Here is a 19,005-nt window from a genome sequence, read left to right as displayed (position 1 = left end):
TGGGCCCGCCCGGAAGGCATCGGGCGGGCCCACGGTCGAGGGCGGTGAGGCCCTTGCTTACTCCTCGGTGTCCTCGAAGGGGTTCTCGACGAGCGCGTTGGAGTGGGAGGCCGAGTCGTGAGCCAGCTGTCCCGGGTCGGCGATCGGCGCGAAGACCTGCTCGTTGTCCATGAACTCTCCTTCATCAGCAGGGAGATACGGCGTTCGGATGAGCGCCGTGACCACAATCTAATGAATCTGATTTTCATATTCTAGAGCGGAGAGAGGGTGATCTGGATAACACACCGGCCAGCCCCCCTCGGGGTCCCGGCCGACCCGGCCGGCCACCTTCAGCACGTCCGCCAGCAACCCCGGTGTCACGACCTCCTTCGGCGTTCCGTCGGCCACCACACGGCCATCGCGCAGGGCGACGACGCGTTCGGCGAACCGGGCCGCGTGGGCCAGGTCGTGCAGCACCATCACCACGGTGAGCCCGCGTTCCTCGCGCAGGCGCACCACGGTCTGCAGCACGTCGAGCTGGTGGTGCAAATCCAGGTAGGTGGTCGGCTCGTCGAGCAGCAGCACGCGCGTGTCCTGGGCGAGCGCCATCGCGAGCCGCACCCGCTGCCGCTCGCCCCCGGACAGCGCGTCGACGTCGCGGTCGGCCCAGTCCTCCACCCCGACGTCCTTCAGCGCCCGGTGCACGACGGGGTCGTCGCCCTCGCGCAGCATGCCCAGAGGGCCGCGTGCCGCGTAGCGCCCCTGCCGGACGAGGTGACTCACCGTCATGCCCGGGACGGCCGGAGCGGACTGGTGCAGCAGCGCCACTCTCCGGGCCGTGGCGCGCCTCGAGAGCCGGGCGAGGTCGTCCCCGCCGAGCCGAACGCTCCCCTCATCCGGTTGCAGCAGCCCGGCGGCCAGCCGCAGCAGGGTCGACTTGCCGCAGCCGTTCAGGCCGATGAGGGCGGTCAGTTCGCCCGGCCGGACGGTCAGGTCGACGCCCCGCAGCACGGGTCGTCCGGGGTAGCCGAAGTGGACCCCCTCGACGTGGATCCCCACGGACTCGGTCATGCTCTGTCCTCAATTCGACGTCAGAACGTACGGCTCGGCGTGCGGCGCACGACGACCAGCAGCAACGCGGCGCCGAGGCACGCGGTGAGCGCCCCGACCGGCAGCGTGAGCCGTCCCGAGTCGAGCGCCGCCGCCACCAGCCGTGAGGACAACTGCGCGGCCGCGTCCGCCCCGCACACCACGACCGCGCCCGTCAGGGCGGCGCCGGGAAGGCTCCGGCGCAGGTCCGCGCCGAAGACGGCCACAGCCAGATGCGGGACGAGCAACCCGATGAAGCCCAGCGCCCCGACGGCTGCCACCGCGCCCGCCGTCAGCGCCACCGCGCACAGCAGGGCCAGGGTCCGGGTCCGGCGGGCGGCCAGGCCGGCGGCCAGGGCGATGTCGTCCCCGCAGCGCAGCAGGGTCAACGGCCCGGCCAGCAGCCAGGCCGCGACCCCCCAGACGAGCGCCCAGGGCCACAGCAGGTGCCAGTGCTGCCACACCCGGCCCTCCGTGGTGCCCACCAGCCACTGCACCACGCTGCCGAGTTCACCCGGCTCCACCAGCAGCACCATGGCGGTGAGCCCGCCGAGCACCGCCGACACCAGCACCCCGTGCACGGCGGTCTGCGCGGGATCACCGCGCCCGCGGCCGGCGAGCAGCCACAGGAGCGCCGCTCCGGCACACCCACCCGTGCACGCGGCGAGGACCACGGCCAGGGGCGAATCCCACCCGGCGAGTCCCAGGGCGGTCGCGGTGACGGCACCGAGCACCGCCCCCGGGGTCACGCCCGTCACCTCCGGCCCGGCCAGGGGATTACGCAGGGCAGACTGCAGGACCAGCCCAGCCACGGCCAGGCAGGCGCCCGCGCCGAGGGCCACCAGCAGCCTCGGCAGGCGCAGTTCGAACAGGATGTGGCGTTCCGTCGCGTCACCGCCCCCGTTGAGGACGTCCCAGACCACACCGGGGGACATGCCGCGCCCGGCCACCACTTCCACTCCGGCGCAGACGACGGCCAGTGCCGCGAGCGCCGCGAAACGCCGGGTCACCGTACGTCCTCCGCACTGGTTGTCCTGAGAGGTGGCGAGGAGGTATCGCCGGGCCCGCCGCACCCGGGGTCGTCCCGGCGAAGGTGATGCGATGCCCTGGCGTGAGGGACTTCGTCCGCCGGACCGGAAGCCGTCTTCCGCGGTCCGGGCAGCGGTTCGCGCGGCGCGGCCGGAGCGGCCGGTCCCCGCCGGACCGCACGGCGACGGCCACCCGACCGCATCAGCGCGACGCCGGCCGGCACCCCCAGCAGAGCCGTCCAAGCACCGGCAGGCGTCTCCACGGGTGCCAGTGCCAGTCTGGCCGGGACATCGGCGACCACCACGACGACAGCGCCCCACGCCGCGGACCATGGGAGCCAGCGCACCGCTCCGGCCGCGGGATCGAACCAGCGGCTCAGGTGTGGGGCGAGGAACCCCACCCATGCGACGGGCCCGCACACGGCCGTCACCGGGGCGATCAGCACCACGGCGATGGCCAGCGCGGCCAGCCGGGCGCGCTGAGCTCGCACACCCAGCGCCTCGGCGTCCTCATCTCCCAGCCGCAGCACCGACAGCACCGGCGCGCACAGCACGAGGGCGGGCACGGCGACGAGCAGCCACGGCCACAGGCCCGTCACGTCGTCCCACGTCCGGGCGGAGAGGGAACCGAGCAGATAGCGGTAGATCAGCTGGAGGTCGAGCTGGTCGGCCATGACCATCAGGACGAGCAGCGCGGCCTGCAGCGCGGCCGCCACCGCTGCGCCGGTCAGCAGCACCGCGGACGGACTGCGGCCGAGCCCGGCGACGAGCAGCGTGAGCCCGCCGCCGAGCGCGGCCCCGCCGATGGCCAGCAGCGGCTGGACGGCGGCGGGCAGCGAGAGGGTCAGCACCAGCGGCGCGGCCACCCCGAGCGCGGCCCCGGACGACACGCCCAGCATCTCCGGCACCGCCAGGGGATTGCGCAGCGCCTCCTGGAGCACCAGTCCGGCCGCCCCCAGACAGGCTCCGGCGACCAACGCCAGCAGCAGGCGGGGCACGCGGAGTTCGCTCACGACGATCCCGGCGAGGGTGGTGTCCCCGCCCATCACCGCGGCGAACAGCCGGTGCGGGGGGACGTTGGGCGTGCCGAGACTGAGCGCGCAGACCGAGGAGACGGCCAGCAACACGACCACCAGAAGCGGTTGCCACCTCCGCGCACCGCGCGACGGCCGCTCTCCGCCCGCCGCGGCGCGATCGGCCGCGGCGGGCACCGGGAGGGGCTTCCTCACCGCAGCGCGGCCGTGGCCTCGTCGAGGACGATGCCCAGCGAGCGGGTGCCGCGCCCCTTGGCCCACACCTCTGAGTTCACCTCGTGGACGTCACCGTTCTTCACGGCCGGGATCTTGCCCCAGAGCGGGTTCTCGGCCAGCTTCTCCGACAGCTTTCCGTCCGCGTCGCCGAAGCTCAGCGTCTCGACGAACAGCACGTCGACGTCCTGGGCGAGGATCTCTTCGAGGCTGTAACTGCCCTCCACACCGCGGGACTTCCACGGGTAGTCGGCGATCTTGGGGAACAGGCTGGCGGCCACGTCACCTTCCGGCGTCGCCACGCCGAAGTTCTCATCACTGCCGTAGATGATGAGCGCGGTCTTCTCGCTCGGGGCCTTCTCGGCCTCGGCGAGCTTCGTCCGGAAGGACTTTTCCGCCTTCTCCCCCTGGGCGGTGCGGCCGGTGAGCGCGGCGGTGTCGCGCAGGTAGCCCACGCTGTCCTGCCACGTCTCGGGCTGCATGGCCCAGAACGTGGTCGCTCCCTTGAGCGCCGGAGCGAGCTTGCCGTGGGTGTCCCCGAGGCCGATCACGAGATCGGGCTTGTGGGAAAGGATCGCTTCCACCTCGGGGGCGATGAATCCGCCCGGGATGACGTCCACCTCCTTGGCCTTCTGCTCCCCCAGGAAGTCCGGGTGGGCGAGCAACGCGCTGTTGCTGGCCGTCGGCACGATGCCCAGTTCCGTCAGGATGTCGTCGCACAGGGCGAAGAGGCAGACGATCCGCTCGGGCTCCTTCTTCAAGGAGACCTTGACGCCGTTGGTGTCGGTCAACTCCGTCGACGCCTTGATGGGTTCGACGGTCACCTCCGTCTTCGCCGCGGGCTTGGCCTTGTCGCCCGCGGGTTCTTCGGAGGACGAACCGCAGCCGACCAGGACGGAACCCACCGCCGCTGCGGCGATCCAACTGCGAACAAATCTCGACGATGAGCGCAGCATCGATGCCCTCGCTTCTTTTCAGGTACCGGGAACGCACCGAAGATACATGATAATCGTTTTCACCAGACCGGTTTCTGGAGGACTCATGCCTGCTGCCACACCCGTCCTGCTCGTCTCCGACCATGTGGCCGGAGCCGTACACCTGCTGACCGTGCCGGACGGCGCCGCAGTAGGACGCCTCACCGGCCGTCATCTCTCCGAGCACGCCGGGTTCCTGGCACTCCCGGGAGGGCGGGTGGCCTGCGTCGACGACCGTCGCGGGGAACTGCTGGTGCTCGATCCCTTCGCCGAGAAGCTCGTGGAGCGTGCGATCTCGGTCGCAGTGCCGGCCGAGCACCTCGCCTGCGACCCGTCCGGCCACCGACTGGCCGTCACCACCGGCCTCGGCAAGAACAGCGAACCGTGGACGGACCTGCTGACGGTCCTCGACCTGGCCACCGGGGAAGCCGCGCGGGTACGCACGCGCGTCGGCGAACCGGGCGTGACGGTCCTGGGCGAAGGCGACCCGCTGGTCGTACTGCGGCACCGGGAGCCCGGTGCGCTGGCGGTTCACCGGTTCATGGATCTCCTCGCGGCTCCGCCCGGCTGCCCTCCGGTCACACCTCACGCGCTCCTGCCGCTGCCGGACGACGGACACGGGGACGCACAAGCACCCGGCTCGGAGCGCGTGTTCGCAGCCACGAGCGAAGGAGTGCACCGGGCCCGGAGGAAGGGCGGCGCGCTCGCCGCCGAGGCGATCATCCCCTGGGGATCGCCGGCCCGGGGCTGGTACCTCCGGCTCGACACCCGCCGACAGGCGCTGTGGACCACACTGCGCGGCGGCGACCCGGACCCGCTGCGATGGCCGGATTGGACCAACCAGGCATGGCACCACGACCTGACAACCGGCCGCACCGTACTCACGGACCTCGGTCCCGGGCTCGTCTTCCGGCTGGCCCTCGCCCGGCGCCACACCGCCTTCACCCGTGTCCACCCCGACGGCGACGAACTGATCCTTGTCGGCGCCGACGGCGTCGTGCGCCGCTGTCCCCTGCCGGCCATGGACGGCGCTCCGCGTCGCGGTGGCACCCCTTGGGAAGGCGTCCAACGCCGAGCGGTGGCCGCCTCACCGGGCTCCGACTGGATCGCCGTCACCCGGGGCGGCCACGGCGAGGTGCACATCATCGACGCGGAGACAGGCCACGAGGCGACCCGTCCGCGGCTGACCACACCTCTGCATCACGGCGGCCACATGACACTGCGCGTCCGGAACGACGGTGCCGACGGCGATCCCGTGGGGCGGTGACGGCCTGTGCGGGCCGGCACACTCCGGGCGGCGGGAACGGCCGCCGCCCGCAGGGGCGTTGCCCGTTGCCCGATACCGCGCCACACGTACGTCCGTACGCCGCTTCTCCTGTCGTGGCCGGCTGCCGAGTCCGGTCCCGCGGGGCGGGTGTTAGCGGTGTGCCCTCGCCGCCGCGGCGCGAAGGCCACGGCTGCGAGGGGACGTGGCGGAGTCAGTGTCCGGCGACGACGCCCGACAGCTCGTTGGTGCTCTCCGGCAGGGTGACAGAGGTGATCTTCTTCCCCTTCTCCAGGTCGATCGCGTGCAGCACCTTCTTGCTGGGCTCGGAGACGTACGCGACGTGCCCGCGGACGAACAAGGTGGGCCGGGGCTGCTGCCAGTCCAGCGGCTCCTGCCACTTGCCCACGGCGGGGATCTTCTTCTCGATCTTGCCGGTGTTCTGGTCGATGACGTGGAGGGCGCCGTCGGTGCCGAGGACCAGGGCCTCGCCGTGCGGGCCGCGAGCCAGCGAACGGAAGGAGTAGCTGACGCCCAGGTCGACCAGACGCAGCTTCTTCTTGTCGGTGTCGATGAGCGAGATGCGGGTGGGCCGCTCCAGCTCGGCCTCGGGGTCGGTCTTGTAGTCACCCAGCAGGATCGGTGAGGCGTCGCTGCCGGCCTGGTTGCCGATGCGGCCGTAGTCGTCGGGGGCGTCGATCTTGGTGAACTTGCCGTCCTTGTAGATCAGGATGCCGTCCTCGCAGCCGATGCCGATGGCCTCGTTCTTGGCGGCGGCCTCGCCGTGGACACCGGGGCAGTCCTCGTTGCGCCCGATCTCCTTGTTGTTCTTGTCCAGCACCAGCGCGCCGGTGCGCTTCTCCTCGGTACCCAGGGTGCTCACGAGTGTGCCGTCGGCCAGTTCGATGGCTACACCGTGATGCGGCTCGGCAGAGGTGTAGGTGCGCCCTTCCGGCTTCTTGCCCGTGCTCAGGGCGGTGGGATCGAAGACGTTGACCTCTCCGGTGCCGTCGGTGAAGAGCACGGTCTGTCCGGCGTGACGGACTACGTGGCCAGGCTTGGCGCCCTTGTACTCGATGTCGGTGAGGGTCTGGTCGGTGGCGTCCAGGACACGGAATCCACTGTCGGTGGAGACGACGACGTGGTCCTCGTCGCCTGCGGGGTTGACCCGGTTGAAGCCGGGCAGGTCGATCGTCTTGGCGAGCTTCAGGCTCTCGCCGTCGAGGATGTACAGGCCGCCGTCGAAGGTGGCGACCAGCGGATCCTTGACCGCCACGGCGGGCGTGGCGCTCGTGGTTCCGTCGGACTTGGTATCGGTGGAGGAAGAGCCCTCTCCGCCGCAGGCGGTCAGAACCGAGGAGACCGCCAAGGCCAGTGCCGCGCCGGTAAGGGCTCTGCCGCGTATCGACTTGTTCATCAGTGTGTTCCTTTCTGCACCGCGCGGTGGCGGTATGAGGGGTATGGCGTGTGGCGCCCGATGACCGGTGTGCCGGGAGGCTCGAAGGGTCAGTCGCCGGTCAGGCCGGTGACCATGGCGGTGGTGTTGGCGTGCATCATCCGCAGGTAGGTGTCGGCGCCCTCGCCCTTCGCCGTCAGGGACTCCGAGTAGAGCTCGACGACGCGAACACCGCCGCCCATCTCCGTCCGCAGTACCTCGGCGAGCCGCTGGGGCTGGGAGGAGTCGGCGAAGACGGTGCGTACGCCTGCTCTCTTCATCGCCTCGGTGAGGGAGCGCAGATCCGAGGAGCTGGGAGAGGCCAGCGTGGTGCCGCTGGGAATGACCGCTCCGATCACCTGGAAGCCGAAGCGGTCGGCGAGGTAGCCGAAGACGTGGTGGTTGGTGACCAGGGCCCGCTTGTCTGAGGGAACGCGGCCGAAGGACTTCTCCATCCAGGTGGTGAGGCCGGTGAGTTGCTTCGCGTAGCGGTCGGCGTTGGCGCGTATCGTTCCGGACTCCACGCCGTCGACGTGCTCGATGACCTGGTCGGCTATCAGGCCGGTGACCTTGCGCATCCGGTCGGGGTCTGTCCAGAAGTGCGGGTCGGGTTGCCCTTTCTCGCCCTCGGGGCCGCCGTCGTCGGCCGCGTGGAAGGTGAGCGGGTCGGCCGCCTCGCCGGCCGCGAAGGTGGCGACACCGGACTCGCGGGCGGCGTCCACGTGCCGCAGTACGTTCTCCTCCAGCCCCAGGCCGTTGTAGACGACCAGGTCGGCCTGCTCCAGCTCGGCGGCCTGCACCGCCGACAGACCGAAGGAGTGCGGGTCGGCGTTGGGCTTCATCAGGACGGTGACGTCGGCCTCGTCGCCGACGATCTCGCGGGTGACGTCGCCGAGGATGTTGGTCGTGACGACGATGCTGGTCCGGTCATCGCCGGTGGTGCATGCGGTGGCGGTCGCGGCTGTCACGAGGGCGAGCAGGCCCGCGATCAGGTGCCGCAGGCGTGCGATGCCCACCGTCGCGCGCTGCTTCACCTGGGTTCGGCTCATCGTCCGGTCTCCGCCATGAGGACGGGCTTGACGTCCAGGTCGAAGGAGCGCGCGATGCGCAGTCCGTCGTTGTAGTCGATCTCGAACACCTTCTTGCCCTCAGGGTCGTTGACGTAGGCGCGGCTGCGGTCGACCTCGATGAGGGGGGACCTGCCGCCTGCGCCGGCCCGTTTCCCTTCCGTCAGCAGCGACTTGGTCCGTGCAGTCTGCTTTCCGGTTGCGATGTCATAGCCGTGCACCGAGCCGTCGTTCTCCAGAACGAGCAGCGGGGAGCCCTCTCCGGCTGTGTTGGCCGCGACGACCGGTCCGGTGTCCACCCGCTTCCAGGTCCGCTCGGCGACGTCGAGGACCCAGACCGCGTCGTCTCCGGCCGGGGCGGTGAGGGTGTCGCTGCCGGGTCGATGGCGGAAGGCGGTGGCTCGTTCCTGCGCCGGGACGTCCCGCCCGTAGGGGATCTCCTCGGCGGTGAAGGCGCCGTCCTGCGCCCGGACGAGCAGGGCGCCGCCGACGCAGCCGAGGATCACGCCGCGTCGGGTGACGGCGTCTCCTCGCGGCTCTTCGCACGTCACGTCCGGGGAGGCGACGCGCTCGCCCTTGCGGTCGAGGACGACGAGTTCGGTGGTGCCACCCTTGTTCTCGAAGGCGAGCAGGTGTTCCTCGTACGGCACGACGGCACCGGTGTAAGTGCCCGGCAGCGTCTGGGGAGATGTGATCTCCCCCTTCTCCAGCCTGCTGCGGTCGTACAGGACGGTGCGGCCGTTCTCGTCGGTCACCGCGGTCACGGCGACGTCACTGCGTACCTGGGCTCGGCTGCTCGCAGGGAGTTCACCCACGTCCCGTGTCGCCGCGCTGTAGTAGTGGACGTGATCTCCGTGGTCCACCATCCAGGCGCCGCTGTCGAGCACATGCGTGCCGCCGGGCGCCTGGAGGTAGCCGAACCTGCCGTCCGTACCCAGCCGAACGGCGCCCTTCACCTGGGCCGTCCTGTGGACCTTGCCGGTGACGAGGTCGAGAATCCTGGTGCTTCCGCTGTCGGGGTCGTTGAGGAGGAGCCGGGCTTGCTGCTCGGCGGCCTCCTGGGCGCCCTCGACGTACCCGTGCGGAACGGCGGACGGGGAACTCGCGGCGGGTCGTGCGGCGTTGCTCTTCTCCCCCGCGCAACTCGTGGTGAGCAGCGCGGTGAGCACCAGTGCGGCCGATGCCCACGGAGAGACGTTTCTGCGGACGGTCATGACGATCGCCTCTGGCTTCTTTCAGTTGACTTCGAGTACAGGGGCTGGGGCGTGGGCGTGGCGCGTACGGCGGTCACGCAGCCCGGACAGCACGTGGGAGAGGAAGAAGAGGCTCACCGCGAGGGCCGAGACGGTCGCTCCGGCTGCGGTGCTCAGATGCCAGGACACCAGCAAGCCGCCGAATGTGGCCAAGGCGCCGAGCAGGGCGGCGAGCACCATGACCCCGCGCACGGAGCGGGCCCAGGGCAGGGCGGCCGCCGGCGGTGCGATGAGCAGTCCGAGGACGAGCAGCGTTCCGACGATGTGGAACGAGGCGACGATCGCCAGACCGAGCAGGCCGAGGAGCACGGCGTGGGCCACGCGCGGGCGCAGCCCCAGGGTGTGGGCCTTGCGCGAGTCGAACGCCAGGGCCAGGAAGGCACGGTGACCGAGCACCGACACCACCAGCGCGGCGAGCAACGCCGCCGCGAGCACCAGGAGGTCCTGCTGCCTGACAGCGAGGACGTCACCGAAGAGAAAGCCGGTCAGGTCGACCGCGAAGGACTGCGAGCGCGACACGATGATCACGCCGAGCGAGAGCATGCCGACGAACAGCAGCCCGATGCCGGTGTCCTGCGACAGCCTCGGCGTACGGCCGAGCGCGGTGACACCGGCCGTCAGGACGGCGGCACTGACCACCGCGCCCACCATCAGGTTCCCCCCGAGGAGCGCGGCCACCGCGACGCCCGGAAGCAGCCCGTGGGACATGGCGTCACCGAGGAAGGCCATCCCCCTCAGCACCACCCAGGTGCCCGCCAGCGCACAGATCGCGGACACGAGCATCCCGCCCCAGAGAGCCCGCTGCACGAAGGTCACCTCGAACGGGACCGTCAACCACTCCATGAGGCAGGACACTACAATGAAAACCATGTTCAAAAAACCGTGCCCCTCTCCCGCCCCTCCCCTCGAGCGGACTGCTCACCTCCGCTTCTCGGGGCTGTGCGCCGGCTATCCAGGGCGCCCAGTACTCCATCAAGTCAGTGCGGAAATAACCGAGTTGACCACGACGGCGCTAGTCGGCCCGAACGGCAGCGGCAAGTCGACCCTGCTCGGTGTGCTCGCCGGTGTGATCAAGCCGACATCCGGCGATCTCCTCCGCACCGGCGATCGACCGCCCGCCTTCGTACCGCAGCGCGGAGCAGTCGGCGACACCCTCCCGCTCACCGTTCGGCAAACCGTGGAGATGGGGCGCTGGGGCGAGCGCGGGCCGTGGCGCCGGCTGACCGCACGGGACCACGCGACCGTGGACGCGGCGCTCGACCGGCTCGGCATCGGCGACCTCGCCTCACGTCAACTGGGCGAACTGTCGGGCGGGCAGCGTCAACGTGCGCTCATCGCCCAGGGTCTGGCACAGGAGTCGGACCTGCTGCTCCTCGACGAGCCGACCACCGGCCTGGACCCGGAGGCGAGGGAGCGGATCGGGGCGCTGCTGACGGCGCTCGTCGCCGACGGCGTGACGGTCGTCCAGGCAACGCACGACCTGGAGGTCGCGCGCGCGGCGCACACCTGCCTCCTGCTCCAGGACGGCCGCCTCGTCGGGCAGGGACGTCCGGACCAGGTCCTGACCACGTCGGCGCTGGCCCAGGTCTGGCAAGCGCTCTGAGGAGCACAGCACAGCAACCGCGAAGGCCCTGCCACGATGGCCAACCGGCGCCTGGGAGGCCGAGGTGTTCGCCTGGCGCAGCATGCCCGGCCCTGAGCGACCGCCTGCCCGGCAGGCGCCACGCAGCGCGAACCGATCTGCCTTCACAGGCAGTCGGATGGGCCGTCGAGGAGTTCCCCCAGAGCGCGAAGCAGGAGCGCGGCCTGCGACTGCCAGGTCCGCCGCGATCCGGGCGGCACCGCCACATGCCCTCGGTCGTGGCCGTCCACGCCCGCCTGACCGTGAACAGCCCGCGCACGGGAACCTGGTGCAGCCCTCTCCGCCTTCCGGACCGGAACCAGGCATTGCTTCAGACCCCCACCAAGGAGGTCGCCAGGCCATCAACCCGGGACGCCCCGCGTCCGATGCTGACCGTTTGCTGACCCGCTGCGCCCGATCAAACCTCCGTCCTGCACAAACGCCCAGGTACTAGATCTTGGACTTGAACATGGTGCGCAGCATGGTGGACTCCTGGAAGACGGCTCCCTGCCTGCTTTTTGCAGGTCAAGGGCGGTCTTGACTCTACAACTGGCACGCGCCGGACTCGAAGATTGTGAGGAACATCGCTTCACTCTGACGCGAAGGCTCCCTGCCTGGGCTTCCGCGCCACCCGCGTCACTGTGATGCCACCACCCCCGGCGCCTGTTCGGACGACCGCCTCGGAATGCTCGGGGACTCATGCTGATCATATGCTGATTTAACTGACGGATCGTGAGGCTCATGCAGGTACGGCGCCCCATGCGGTTCCACCCGCTCGCCAGCACGGCCTCCAGGGCGAGCGCCGACCGACCCTGTCGGGCCAGGCGCTTCGAGAGAGCGTCCAGGAAACCCGGACGCCCGCGGGTTTCACGTTGCCAAAGGCGCTGGGTGGTCGAGCGGAGTATCGGTTGGATCGTGATGCACCGTCGTCTCGCCCGCGACTACGAGACCCTCACCGCCCGCTCCGAAGCCATGATCCACATTGCCATGACTGACCTGATGGCCCGCCGCCTCGCCGGCGAGACCACCCTCTCCTGGCGCGACCCGACGTCACGTGATGAGCAACGGGAGAACACGACTCTAAGGCGTCCAAGTTGGATTTAGGGTGGTTTGGCCTGCTGGGGCCATGCGGCCGCTCGACGTCTTCGGGGGTGCGGGGTTCGTAGAAGGTACCGTCGCGGAGCATGGCGAACAGGACGCTGATGCGTTAGCGAGCGAGGCGGAGGAGGGCTTGGGGGGGGGCTTTGCCGCGGGCGCGTAGCTCGTCGTAGTAGGCGCAGGAGGCCGGGTCGGCGTTCATGCAGGCGAAGGCGGACAGGAATATGGCCCGTTTAAGCTGCCGGTTGCCGCCTCGGGTGCGTGTTCACCATGGATCGAGGTTCCCGACGACCTCATGGTGGGGGCGAGTCCGGCGTAGGAGGCGAGGTGGACGGCAGTAGTGAAGCTGGTGCCGTCGCAGACGGTGACCAGCAGGACTGCGGCGGTCCTGACGCCGACGCCGGGCATCGATGTCAGGACCGAGGGAAGAGGGTGGGCACGACCCGGGCGAGCGCGGCTTCGCCAGCGACAACTACGCGGGGGCGCACCCCGAGATCCTTGCGGCGATCGCCCTGGCCAACGGCGGCCACCAGGTCAGCTACGGCGCCGACGTCTACACCGAGCGCCTCCAGGAAGTGGTGCGCGGCCACTTCGGCCCCACCGCGCACACGTACCCGGTCTTCAACGGCACCGGCGCGAACGTGGTCGCGCTGCAGACCATGCTCGACCGCTGGGACGCCGTGGTCTGCGCCGAGTCGGCCCACATCAACGTCGACGAGGGTGGGGCGCCCGAGAAGGTCGCCGGGATCAAACTCCTTACGGTGCCCGCATGGGACGGCAAGCTCACCCCTGAGCTGATCGACCGCCAGGCATGGGGCTTCGAGGACGAGCACCGGGCCCGGCCCAAGGTCGTCTCGATCGCCCAGTCCACCGAGCTCGGTACCTGCTACAGGCCGGACGAGATCCGTGCGATCTGCGACCACGCGCACGACCTCGGCATGCTCGTCTACCTGGATGGCGCCCGGCTCGCCAACGCCGCCGCCACCCTCGGCGTGTCCCTGCGTGAGATGACCACCGACGCCGGCGTGGACGTCCTCTCGCTGGACGGCACCAAGAACGGGCTGCTCTTCGGCGAGGCGGTGATCGTGCTCAACGAGGACGCGGTGCGCGGCATGGCCCACTTGCGCAAGACGAGCATGCAGCTGGGGTCCAAGATGCGTTTCATGTCGGTGCAGTTCGAGGCACTGCTGGGCGGCGACCTCTGGCTGCGCTCGGCGGCCCGCTCCAACGCGATGACCCAGCGGCTGTACGAGGCGGTGCGCGAGCTGCCGGGCCTGGAGATCTCTCGCCCGGTGCAGGCCAACCAGATCTTCGCCGTCCTGCCGCCGGCCGTCACCGAGCGTCTCCAGAAGCGTTTCCGCTTCTACACCTGGGACGAGCAGGCCGGCGAGGTCCGCTGGATGACCTCCTTCGACACCACCGAGGGCGACGTGGACGCGTTCGCGGCGGCGATCGCGGAGGAGCTGGCGGCGGAGCGAGGCCAAGGGACGGCGGGCGCGCTGACCATGGCCGAGCGCGAGGAACTGGTGCAACTGCGCCGTAAGGTCCGCGAGATGGAAGAGACGATCGAAGTGCTGGGGAAAGAGCCTGCCTTCTCCGCGAACCGCAAGACGAAGTAGCCGGCGGCGGAGCCTGGGAGGTCAGGCGAGCGCCCTGACCTCCGGGCAGGAGAGCACGAAGAGGTCGTCCAGTACGAGGTCCCACTGCTCGGCAGCATGCACGTACTCGCCCCTCGGCACAGACGGTGATCGGCTCGACGTGTTCAACGTCGTTGTTGCCCTTGCCCTTTGACCAAGAGGGCCGGGCGGGCGCCGAGCACCCACCCGGCAGGGACCGCCCCGGGGTAGGCCATCGGCGCGCTCATGGGTGCCCGCGTCGAAGATGGGCCCCTCCGGACCGGCGAGGACGAGGGTCGAGAAGTCCGGCGGGTCGTCGGCGCTGCCGGCGCCCTGCCACCAGACCGCTGGCCATTCGCCGTCCGCGTTCGTCGGTGCATCGAAGAGACGGTGCCAAGGGGGTCTCCTCCTGATTCCTGTCGGCGCCCGCTCCGTGGGCCACCTGCACTGCATCGTCCCCTTGTACGTGACCCCCGCCTCCCGGCCCGTTCGGGGCGGGAGGCGGGACGGCGGCCGACGGCGCGGCGGCGTGCCGTTGCCCGTCCCCGTCGCGCCGGCATGGCGACCTCGGCGCGGATTCCGTGGCCCAGAGGATCGCCCGAGGCGCCTACGCGCCCACGGCCCTCATGACACGTCGTCCTTCTGTCCGTGACGGGCGGGTCAGCCGTGCGCGACGACGGCGACGGGGGCGACGGCGTGATGCATGACCGCGTGAGCGACGGACCCGATGTGCACGCCCAGCGGATTGCGGCGACGACGCCTGCCGACAACGACGAGGGAGGCGTCGCGGGAGGCGTCGACGAGGAGGTTCGCGGCGCTGCCGGGGCGGGAGACCTCGGTGACCTCGACGTCCGGGTACTTCTGGCGCCAGGGCCGCAGCGCCTCGGTGAGCGCGGTGGCCTCGGCTCGGGCGAACTCCTCGTGCGTCTCGAAGCCCGCTCCCATGGTGTAGACGGCGTAGGGCGACAGGTCCCAGCCGTGTACCGCGGTCAGCGGGGCCTGGCGGCACCTGGCCTCCTCGAAGGCGAAGTCGAGCACGGTCTCGTCGGGACTGTCGGCGTCCAGGCCCAGGACCACGGGCCGGAACGCGGTGGCGGCGGACGGGATGCCGGCGGAATCCCTGACGTGTTCGTCCACGGCCTGCTCCCCGGCGCGCACGAGCACCACGGCCGTCTCGGTGCGGGCGACCACGCTCTGCCCTATGGACCCCACCAGGAAGCCTCCGAGGCCGCTCAGGGCACGGGAGCCGAGGACCAGCAGTTCCGCGTCGCCCGCCGCCTCCACGAGGGCGTCGGTCCGCGAGCCGGTCAGCTGCTCGATGCCCACTTCGACATCCGGGTGGCGCAGCCGCAGGCCCTCGGCGGCCTCTCGCGGAATCCGCTCGGTCCAGTGCTGGTGAGTCTCCGCGCCGAGGAGCGGAGCCTGCGCCATGCGTGCGGGTACCGGTTGCCACACGTGAACCAGCTTCACCGCCAGCCCTCGCAGGGCGGCCTCGCGGGCGGCCCAATCGGCTGCGGCCCGGCTCTCCAGCGAGCCATCCAGTCCCACGATGATCGTACCGGGCATGTAGCCCACCTCCTGTGTCGGGTATCTGCTATGACCTTGTCGTTCAGCGGCTTCCGGGGGCAGGGGCCGATGGGCTCGAACGGGGGCCGAACGGCCCCATCGGCAGGTCGGCTCCAGGGCGGGGAGGACAACTCCCGTGAGTACGGCGCCCCTCGGCGTCCGCGTCCCGAGGTGGCTGGCCTCGGTGGCGGTAACCGTGCCCTTACGGCACAGTCCCGACATCTCCTCGAACAGGCGAGTCGCCGCTTTCGGGTGACGGGGCCGCCGTGGCCCGCGGGCTTCGGCCCATCGGCCCGACGGGGCTCGAGAGCGGGGCCGTCCGGTCGACCGCGCGTGTCCGAGACCGTCACGTTCTCACCGACGGGCAGGGCACATCCCACTCGAGGGAGGGTGAGGACGGCGGCCAGACAGATCCACAGGGTGCGGTTGTGCAACTGGTGGCGTCCGAGGACGGGGCCGTCCTCGCTGCGCGCGGCCAGGGCGTTGCAGAGTTGGAAGAGGACGAACGTGGTGAAGGCCATGGTGGCGGCGGTCGCGGTGTCGGTGAGGTGGTGGGCGCCGGCGAAGACGGCAAGGGTGCCGGCGGCCATGACCGCGCCGGAGCGGGTGATGGCGGCCAGGCGGCGGGTGGAGCTCAGACGGACTTGCCGCTCCATCCCCCAGCCGGTTCGTGCGGTGCTCCGGGGCTGGTGCAGGTCGTGGCCGTCGGCCGCCCGGATGCCGGTGCCTCTGGAGAGGGCGTCGGTGGGGATGCCGTTCCCGGCGAGGATCACGCGGGCGTTCTCGGAGCGGAGCCGGAGGCCCACACCATCAGGACGTCGCCGCGGTCGGCGGGTGCCCGGATGTCAGGCAGGGCCCGCCGGATCAGGTCGGGGGATGTTGAACGCCCCGGGCAGGTGGTCCCCGGCGCATTCTCCCCGTGCGTCGGCGGTCGCGAGTGTCGTGGGCGTGGTCATGGCGGGTGTCATCCTTGTCGCGGTCGGCGGGCTCTCTCACGGGATCGACCCTCCGGTCCTGCTCGGCTGTTCCGCCTCCAAGTCGAGTTCGAGTGCCGGACGGTGACGGGGCCCGGTGAGCTCGCAGCGAACGTCGACCACGCCCTCGACCGAGCGCACCAGCCGCTCGGCCAGCGGGACGACCGACGTGTCGCGGACCCGACCGACGAGTCTGTCCGGATGCTCGACGTACGCGCCACCGGTGTCGCACCGGACCGCCCAGCGCCGCGTCCGGAGCCTGAGCCAGGGTGTTCGTCACCGTGCAGAACGGCCAGCCGTTCCGTGGGCAGGGTGGAGAAGCAGTGGCGTCTGCGTACCGCGTGACCGGGATCCACGAGAAGTGGTTCTCCTTCCCTCCCTTCCGCCTCTTCACCACCTGACCCTCGCGGTGCATGAGCGCTGTGCGGTGCCGTCTCCGTAGTCCGGGTCCGCGCGATGGGGCCGAACGACCCGGCGACGGGACCCGGGCGACCCGTGTCACAGCACCCAGCTTCCGTTCAGGCTGAGAGCAACTACGAGCCACAGGACGCGAAAAGGATCGGACGATGACCACCACCATGACCGCGGGCCGACCGGTTCCGGGTCATCCGCAGCGGCACCGTCACGCTCGACTCGCGGGTTCCCGGCCGCCGGGCCGCCGCCATCGAGTCGGTGAGTCACGCGGAACTCCTCAGCTGATCCTGGCGCTTTCCGCCGTACCAGTGGCAGCGGGGCGCTGAGCCCGGTGAGGGCCTGGGAGTTGGACGCGGAGGCCGTACGGGCCATGTGCGCTCGCGAGATCCGAAGTTCGGGCGTGCCGTCGCCGTTTGGGTCGGCTCCGTGTCGCCCACCGCTTGCATGCGGCTCGCATTCGCCTGCTCGATCTTTACGCGCCCTACGGCAGCGGGCACCGGGTGTACCCGGAGCCCGAAGGCGTCACCGAAACCGTCGTCGGCACACCCGGCGCATCGAGGAGGAACCTCATGTCACATGGTCCGCATCTCGTGAGCGATGTCATGACGCACACCGTCGTGGCCGTGGGCCGCGGCGCCTCGTTCAAAGAGATCGTCGAGCTCATGCAGCAGTGGAAGATCAGTGCCCTGCCCGTCCTGGAGGGCGAGGGACGTGTCGTCGGTGTGGTGTCGGAGGCAGATCTGTTGCCCAAGGAAGAGTTTCGTGACAGCGACCCCGACCGCTTCACGCAGTTGAGGCGGCTGCCCGACCTGGCCAAAGCGGGCGCACTGACTGCGGGCGAGCTGATGAGTACACCGGCCGTCACCGTCCGCGCCGACGCCACGCTGGCGGAAGCCGCCCGGGTCATGGCACAGCGGCGGGTCAAGCGGCTGCCCGTCACCACCGCCGAGGGACTCCTCGAAGGCGTGATCAGTCGCGCCGATCTCCTGAAGGTCTTCCTTCGGTCCGACGAGGAGCTCGCCGACGAGATTCGCCGGGAGATCGTCTCCCCCCTCTTCGCCGCCTCCTCGCAACCAATCCAGGTCCGCGTTTCCGGCGGCAGGGTGACGCTCAGCGGCCGTCTGCGGGACACCTCGTTGGTGCCCATGGCCGCCCGGCTGGTCCGCGCGGTCGAGGGGGTGGTCGATGTCGAGTTCGATCCGCCGAACGGCGACGTGGTGCGTCGGGCGGACTGACACGCCGGGCAGGGGACGGGTCGTGCGCGCCTTCGGATCAAGCAGATCCGAAGGCGCGTCGCGAGTGCTGCCGTCAGCCGGAAGCCGCCTGCTGCCTTCTGTCAGCGTTCCTTCGTCGACGGTGGTGTCGACCACCTTGTCGAAGCCGACGGCGGCATATCAGCTCCGTGAAGAGTGCCCCCGCCGACCGGCACCCGGCCGGTGACCAGCTCCGGCTCAATGCGCACGAAGGCCTCCACGGGCCAGGGCACCCAGGACCGGGGCCCGATGACCGGGTAGGCAGCACCTCGGCCGTGATCCCCGCCGTCCGCAGCACATCCGCCACGGTCTGGGCGATCCTTTCCGTCGAGCCGTTGGTCGCCCCGTGGGCGACCGACACCCTCTGCTCCACGGTGGTCCGCCTCCTTTCACAGACGCCGCAGCCAGTCGTCCGCGACGCCGCCGGGAACGCGCGTGTCGTCCCGGAACTCGGAGTCGTCGAAGCGGTGGGTGAGCCTGTCCACGACGTCGACGACTCCGTCGGTCCTGCGGGTCATGGTCACGGCGATCTCGGTCTCGCTCTTTCGCTCCATCTGGCCTTCCAGCGTGACGACTCCCTCCGTCACGGCGACATCGATGCTGCCGTTGACCAGCCACAGTCCGCGCTCCAGCACCTCGCGGATCACTTCCTCTCGGATCTCCGCGTCGGGGCGCAGGAAGGTCTGCAGCAGGTCGTGCCGGGTGACGATGCCCACCAGGCGGTCGTCCTCGTCGAGTACCGGGAGCCGGTTCACGCGGTGCTCGACCATAGTGCGGGCAGCCTCGACGACGGTGTCCTCGGCGTGCACGCTGACGGCGGGAGCGGTCATCAGGCGGCCGGCGGTGCGCGCCCGGGCCTTGGCCGCCCGCCGGCGGGCGCGGGGTGTCAGCGGTGCGACGCGGAACCGCGGGGGCGACTCGTAGGCGAGCGGCGTCGCGGCCTGGTGGAGCATCAGATCCGTCTCGGAGACGACGCCGATGACGTGCTGGTCGTCGTCCACCACGGGCAGTCCGCTGACGCGGTGTTCCGAGAGCAGCCTGGCGACGGCCTTGAAGGGGGTGCCGTACTCGGCGCGGATCACCTCGGTGGTCATCACGGAGCCGACCTTCTGGTTCCTCATGTCTGT

The 19,005-nt window shown here is 70.5% G+C and carries 16 protein-coding genes and 4 pseudogenes; 6 read left to right on the top strand and 14 right to left on the bottom strand.

Annotated elements, in window-relative coordinates; all coding sequences use genetic code 11:
- Positions 1 to 57: 57 nt before the first annotated feature.
- The 5 genes from amiA to G3I77_RS08350 form a co-directional block, all read right to left on the bottom strand.
- On the bottom strand, positions 58 to 171 hold the full coding sequence (amiA, locus tag G3I77_RS08370) for a streptamidine family RiPP (RefSeq protein WP_241270818.1): 114 nt from the start codon (positions 169 to 171) through the stop codon (positions 58 to 60).
- Positions 172 to 228: 57 nt separating this feature from the next.
- Positions 229 to 1,050, bottom strand: coding sequence for an ABC transporter ATP-binding protein (locus G3I77_RS08365; protein WP_230222471.1), 822 nt, complete (start codon positions 1,048 to 1,050; stop codon positions 229 to 231).
- A gap of 20 nt (positions 1,051 to 1,070) precedes the next feature.
- Complete coding sequence (locus G3I77_RS08360; protein ID WP_248501978.1) at positions 1,071 to 2,078, bottom strand: iron ABC transporter permease; 1,008 nt, start codon at positions 2,076 to 2,078, stop codon at positions 1,071 to 1,073.
- Positions 2,075 to 3,229: a FecCD family ABC transporter permease gene (locus G3I77_RS08355; protein WP_374385367.1), complete on the bottom strand. Its 1,155-nt coding sequence runs from the start codon at positions 3,227 to 3,229 to the stop codon at positions 2,075 to 2,077. Before G3I77_RS08355 ends, G3I77_RS08360 begins: the two co-directional genes overlap by 4 nt.
- Before the next feature lie 92 nt (positions 3,230 to 3,321).
- Positions 3,322 to 4,299 (bottom strand): ABC transporter substrate-binding protein, encoded by a 978-nt coding sequence (locus G3I77_RS08350; protein WP_248501977.1) that lies wholly within the window; start codon positions 4,297 to 4,299, stop codon positions 3,322 to 3,324.
- An 85-nt stretch (positions 4,300 to 4,384) separates the two neighbouring features.
- Here G3I77_RS08350 and G3I77_RS08345 point away from each other — a divergent pair, with 85 nt between their 5' ends.
- Positions 4,385 to 5,584 (top strand): hypothetical protein, encoded by a 1,200-nt coding sequence (locus G3I77_RS08345; RefSeq protein ID WP_248501976.1) that lies wholly within the window; start codon positions 4,385 to 4,387, stop codon positions 5,582 to 5,584.
- Between the two features lie 211 nt (positions 5,585 to 5,795).
- On the opposite strand, the gene aztD is transcribed toward G3I77_RS08345, so the two are convergent.
- The 4 genes from aztD to aztB form a co-directional block, all read right to left on the bottom strand.
- Positions 5,796 to 6,998, bottom strand: coding sequence for a zinc metallochaperone AztD (aztD, locus tag G3I77_RS08340; protein ID WP_248501975.1), 1,203 nt, complete (start codon positions 6,996 to 6,998; stop codon positions 5,796 to 5,798).
- Between the two features lie 89 nt (positions 6,999 to 7,087).
- Positions 7,088 to 8,065 (bottom strand): zinc ABC transporter substrate-binding protein AztC, encoded by a 978-nt coding sequence (aztC, locus tag G3I77_RS08335; protein ID WP_248501974.1) that lies wholly within the window; start codon positions 8,063 to 8,065, stop codon positions 7,088 to 7,090.
- Positions 8,062 to 9,297, bottom strand: a complete 1,236-nt coding sequence (locus G3I77_RS08330; RefSeq protein ID WP_248501973.1) for a hypothetical protein — start codon at positions 9,295 to 9,297, stop codon at positions 8,062 to 8,064. The genes aztC and G3I77_RS08330 overlap by 4 nt, the downstream gene beginning before the upstream one ends.
- Positions 9,298 to 9,318: 21 nt before the next feature.
- Positions 9,319 to 10,179, bottom strand: a complete 861-nt coding sequence (gene aztB / locus G3I77_RS08325) for a zinc ABC transporter permease AztB (RefSeq protein WP_248501972.1) — start codon at positions 10,177 to 10,179, stop codon at positions 9,319 to 9,321.
- Positions 10,180 to 10,195: 16 nt separating this feature from the next.
- On the opposite strand from aztB, the gene aztA reads away from it, so the two are divergent.
- Both aztA and G3I77_RS08315 read left to right on the top strand, forming a co-directional pair.
- A complete protein-coding gene (gene aztA, locus G3I77_RS08320; protein WP_248501971.1) occupies positions 10,196 to 10,939 on the top strand; it encodes a zinc ABC transporter ATP-binding protein AztA in 744 nt (247 codons plus the stop codon).
- A gap of 865 nt (positions 10,940 to 11,804) precedes the next feature.
- A pseudogene (locus tag G3I77_RS08315) lies at positions 11,805 to 11,998 on the top strand (transposase); the annotation flags it as partial.
- On the opposite strand, the pseudogene G3I77_RS08310 reads toward G3I77_RS08315, so the two are convergent.
- Positions 11,910 to 12,493 (bottom strand): annotated as a pseudogene (locus tag G3I77_RS08310) (transposase); the annotation flags it as partial. The pseudogenes G3I77_RS08315 and G3I77_RS08310 sit on opposite strands and share 89 nt — an antisense overlap.
- Here G3I77_RS08310 and G3I77_RS08305 point away from each other — a divergent pair.
- Entirely contained in the window at positions 12,466 to 13,674 is a 1,209-nt protein-coding gene (locus G3I77_RS08305; protein ID WP_248501970.1) for a low specificity L-threonine aldolase, read from the top strand. The pseudogene G3I77_RS08310 and the gene G3I77_RS08305 sit on opposite strands and share 28 nt — an antisense overlap.
- 657 nt (positions 13,675 to 14,331) lie before the next feature.
- On the opposite strand, the gene G3I77_RS08300 is transcribed toward G3I77_RS08305, so the two are convergent.
- A complete protein-coding gene (locus G3I77_RS08300; RefSeq protein ID WP_248501969.1) occupies positions 14,332 to 15,237 on the bottom strand; it encodes a universal stress protein in 906 nt (301 codons plus the stop codon).
- Entirely contained in the window at positions 15,138 to 15,893 is a 756-nt protein-coding gene (locus G3I77_RS08295) for a cation transporting ATPase C-terminal domain-containing protein (protein ID WP_374385381.1), read from the bottom strand. The genes G3I77_RS08300 and G3I77_RS08295 overlap by 100 nt, the downstream gene beginning before the upstream one ends.
- Positions 15,894 to 16,796: 903 nt before the next feature.
- Here G3I77_RS08295 and G3I77_RS08285 point away from each other — a divergent pair.
- Both G3I77_RS08285 and G3I77_RS08280 read left to right on the top strand, forming a co-directional pair.
- Positions 16,797 to 17,119, top strand: a pseudogene (locus G3I77_RS08285) (hypothetical protein); the annotation flags it as partial.
- Between the two features lie 75 nt (positions 17,120 to 17,194).
- Entirely contained in the window at positions 17,195 to 17,860 is a 666-nt protein-coding gene (locus G3I77_RS08280) for a CBS domain-containing protein (RefSeq protein ID WP_248502624.1), read from the top strand.
- Between the two features lie 101 nt (positions 17,861 to 17,961).
- Here G3I77_RS08280 and G3I77_RS08275 read toward each other — a convergent pair.
- Together G3I77_RS08275 and G3I77_RS08270 are read right to left on the bottom strand one after the other, a co-directional pair.
- Positions 17,962 to 18,129: pseudogene (locus tag G3I77_RS08275) on the bottom strand (pyridoxamine 5'-phosphate oxidase family protein); the annotation flags it as partial.
- A 138-nt stretch (positions 18,130 to 18,267) separates the two neighbouring features.
- Entirely contained in the window at positions 18,268 to 18,999 is a 732-nt protein-coding gene (locus G3I77_RS08270; RefSeq protein ID WP_248501968.1) for a CBS domain-containing protein, read from the bottom strand.
- Positions 19,000 to 19,005: the final 6 nt, after the last annotated feature.

It is taken from the genome of Streptomyces sp. D2-8 (assembly GCF_023184515.1).
Classification (GTDB): Bacteria; Actinomycetota; Actinomycetes; order Streptomycetales; family Streptomycetaceae; genus Streptomyces.
The sequence above is the reverse complement of the archived record's forward strand: the minus strand, read 5'-3'. Positions and strand labels throughout refer to the sequence as shown.

What these genes read in the sequence shown, in the direction of transcription:
- aztA (WP_248501971.1), top strand. Translation starts at nt 10,196, where the DNA reads ATGAAAACCATGTTCAAAAAACCGTGCCCCTCTCCCGCCCCTCCCCTC.
- G3I77_RS08270 (WP_248501968.1), bottom strand. Translation starts at nt 18,999, where the DNA reads ATGAGGAACCAGAAGGTCGGCTCCGTGATGACCACCGAGGTGATCCGC.
- G3I77_RS08330 (WP_248501973.1), bottom strand. Translation starts at nt 9,297, where the DNA reads ATGACCGTCCGCAGAAACGTCTCTCCGTGGGCATCGGCCGCACTGGTG.
- aztC (WP_248501974.1), bottom strand. Translation starts at nt 8,065, where the DNA reads ATGAGCCGAACCCAGGTGAAGCAGCGCGCGACGGTGGGCATCGCACGC.
- aztD (WP_248501975.1), bottom strand. Translation starts at nt 6,998, where the DNA reads ATGAACAAGTCGATACGCGGCAGAGCCCTTACCGGCGCGGCACTGGCC.
- G3I77_RS08345 (WP_248501976.1), top strand. Translation starts at nt 4,385, where the DNA reads ATGCCTGCTGCCACACCCGTCCTGCTCGTCTCCGACCATGTGGCCGGA.
- G3I77_RS08350 (WP_248501977.1), bottom strand. Translation starts at nt 4,299, where the DNA reads ATGCTGCGCTCATCGTCGAGATTTGTTCGCAGTTGGATCGCCGCAGCG.
- G3I77_RS08280 (WP_248502624.1), top strand. Translation starts at nt 17,195, where the DNA reads ATGTCACATGGTCCGCATCTCGTGAGCGATGTCATGACGCACACCGTC.
- G3I77_RS08365 (WP_230222471.1), bottom strand. Translation starts at nt 1,050, where the DNA reads ATGACCGAGTCCGTGGGGATCCACGTCGAGGGGGTCCACTTCGGCTAC.
- G3I77_RS08305 (WP_248501970.1), top strand. Translation starts at nt 12,466, where the DNA reads ATGTCAGGACCGAGGGAAGAGGGTGGGCACGACCCGGGCGAGCGCGGC.
- aztB (WP_248501972.1), bottom strand. Translation starts at nt 10,179, where the DNA reads ATGGAGTGGTTGACGGTCCCGTTCGAGGTGACCTTCGTGCAGCGGGCT.
- G3I77_RS08295 (WP_374385381.1), bottom strand. Translation starts at nt 15,893, where the DNA reads ATGGAGCGGCAAGTCCGTCTGAGCTCCACCCGCCGCCTGGCCGCCATC.
- amiA (WP_241270818.1), bottom strand. Translation starts at nt 171, where the DNA reads ATGGACAACGAGCAGGTCTTCGCGCCGATCGCCGACCCGGGACAGCTG.
- G3I77_RS08300 (WP_248501969.1), bottom strand. Translation starts at nt 15,237, where the DNA reads ATGCCCGGTACGATCATCGTGGGACTGGATGGCTCGCTGGAGAGCCGG.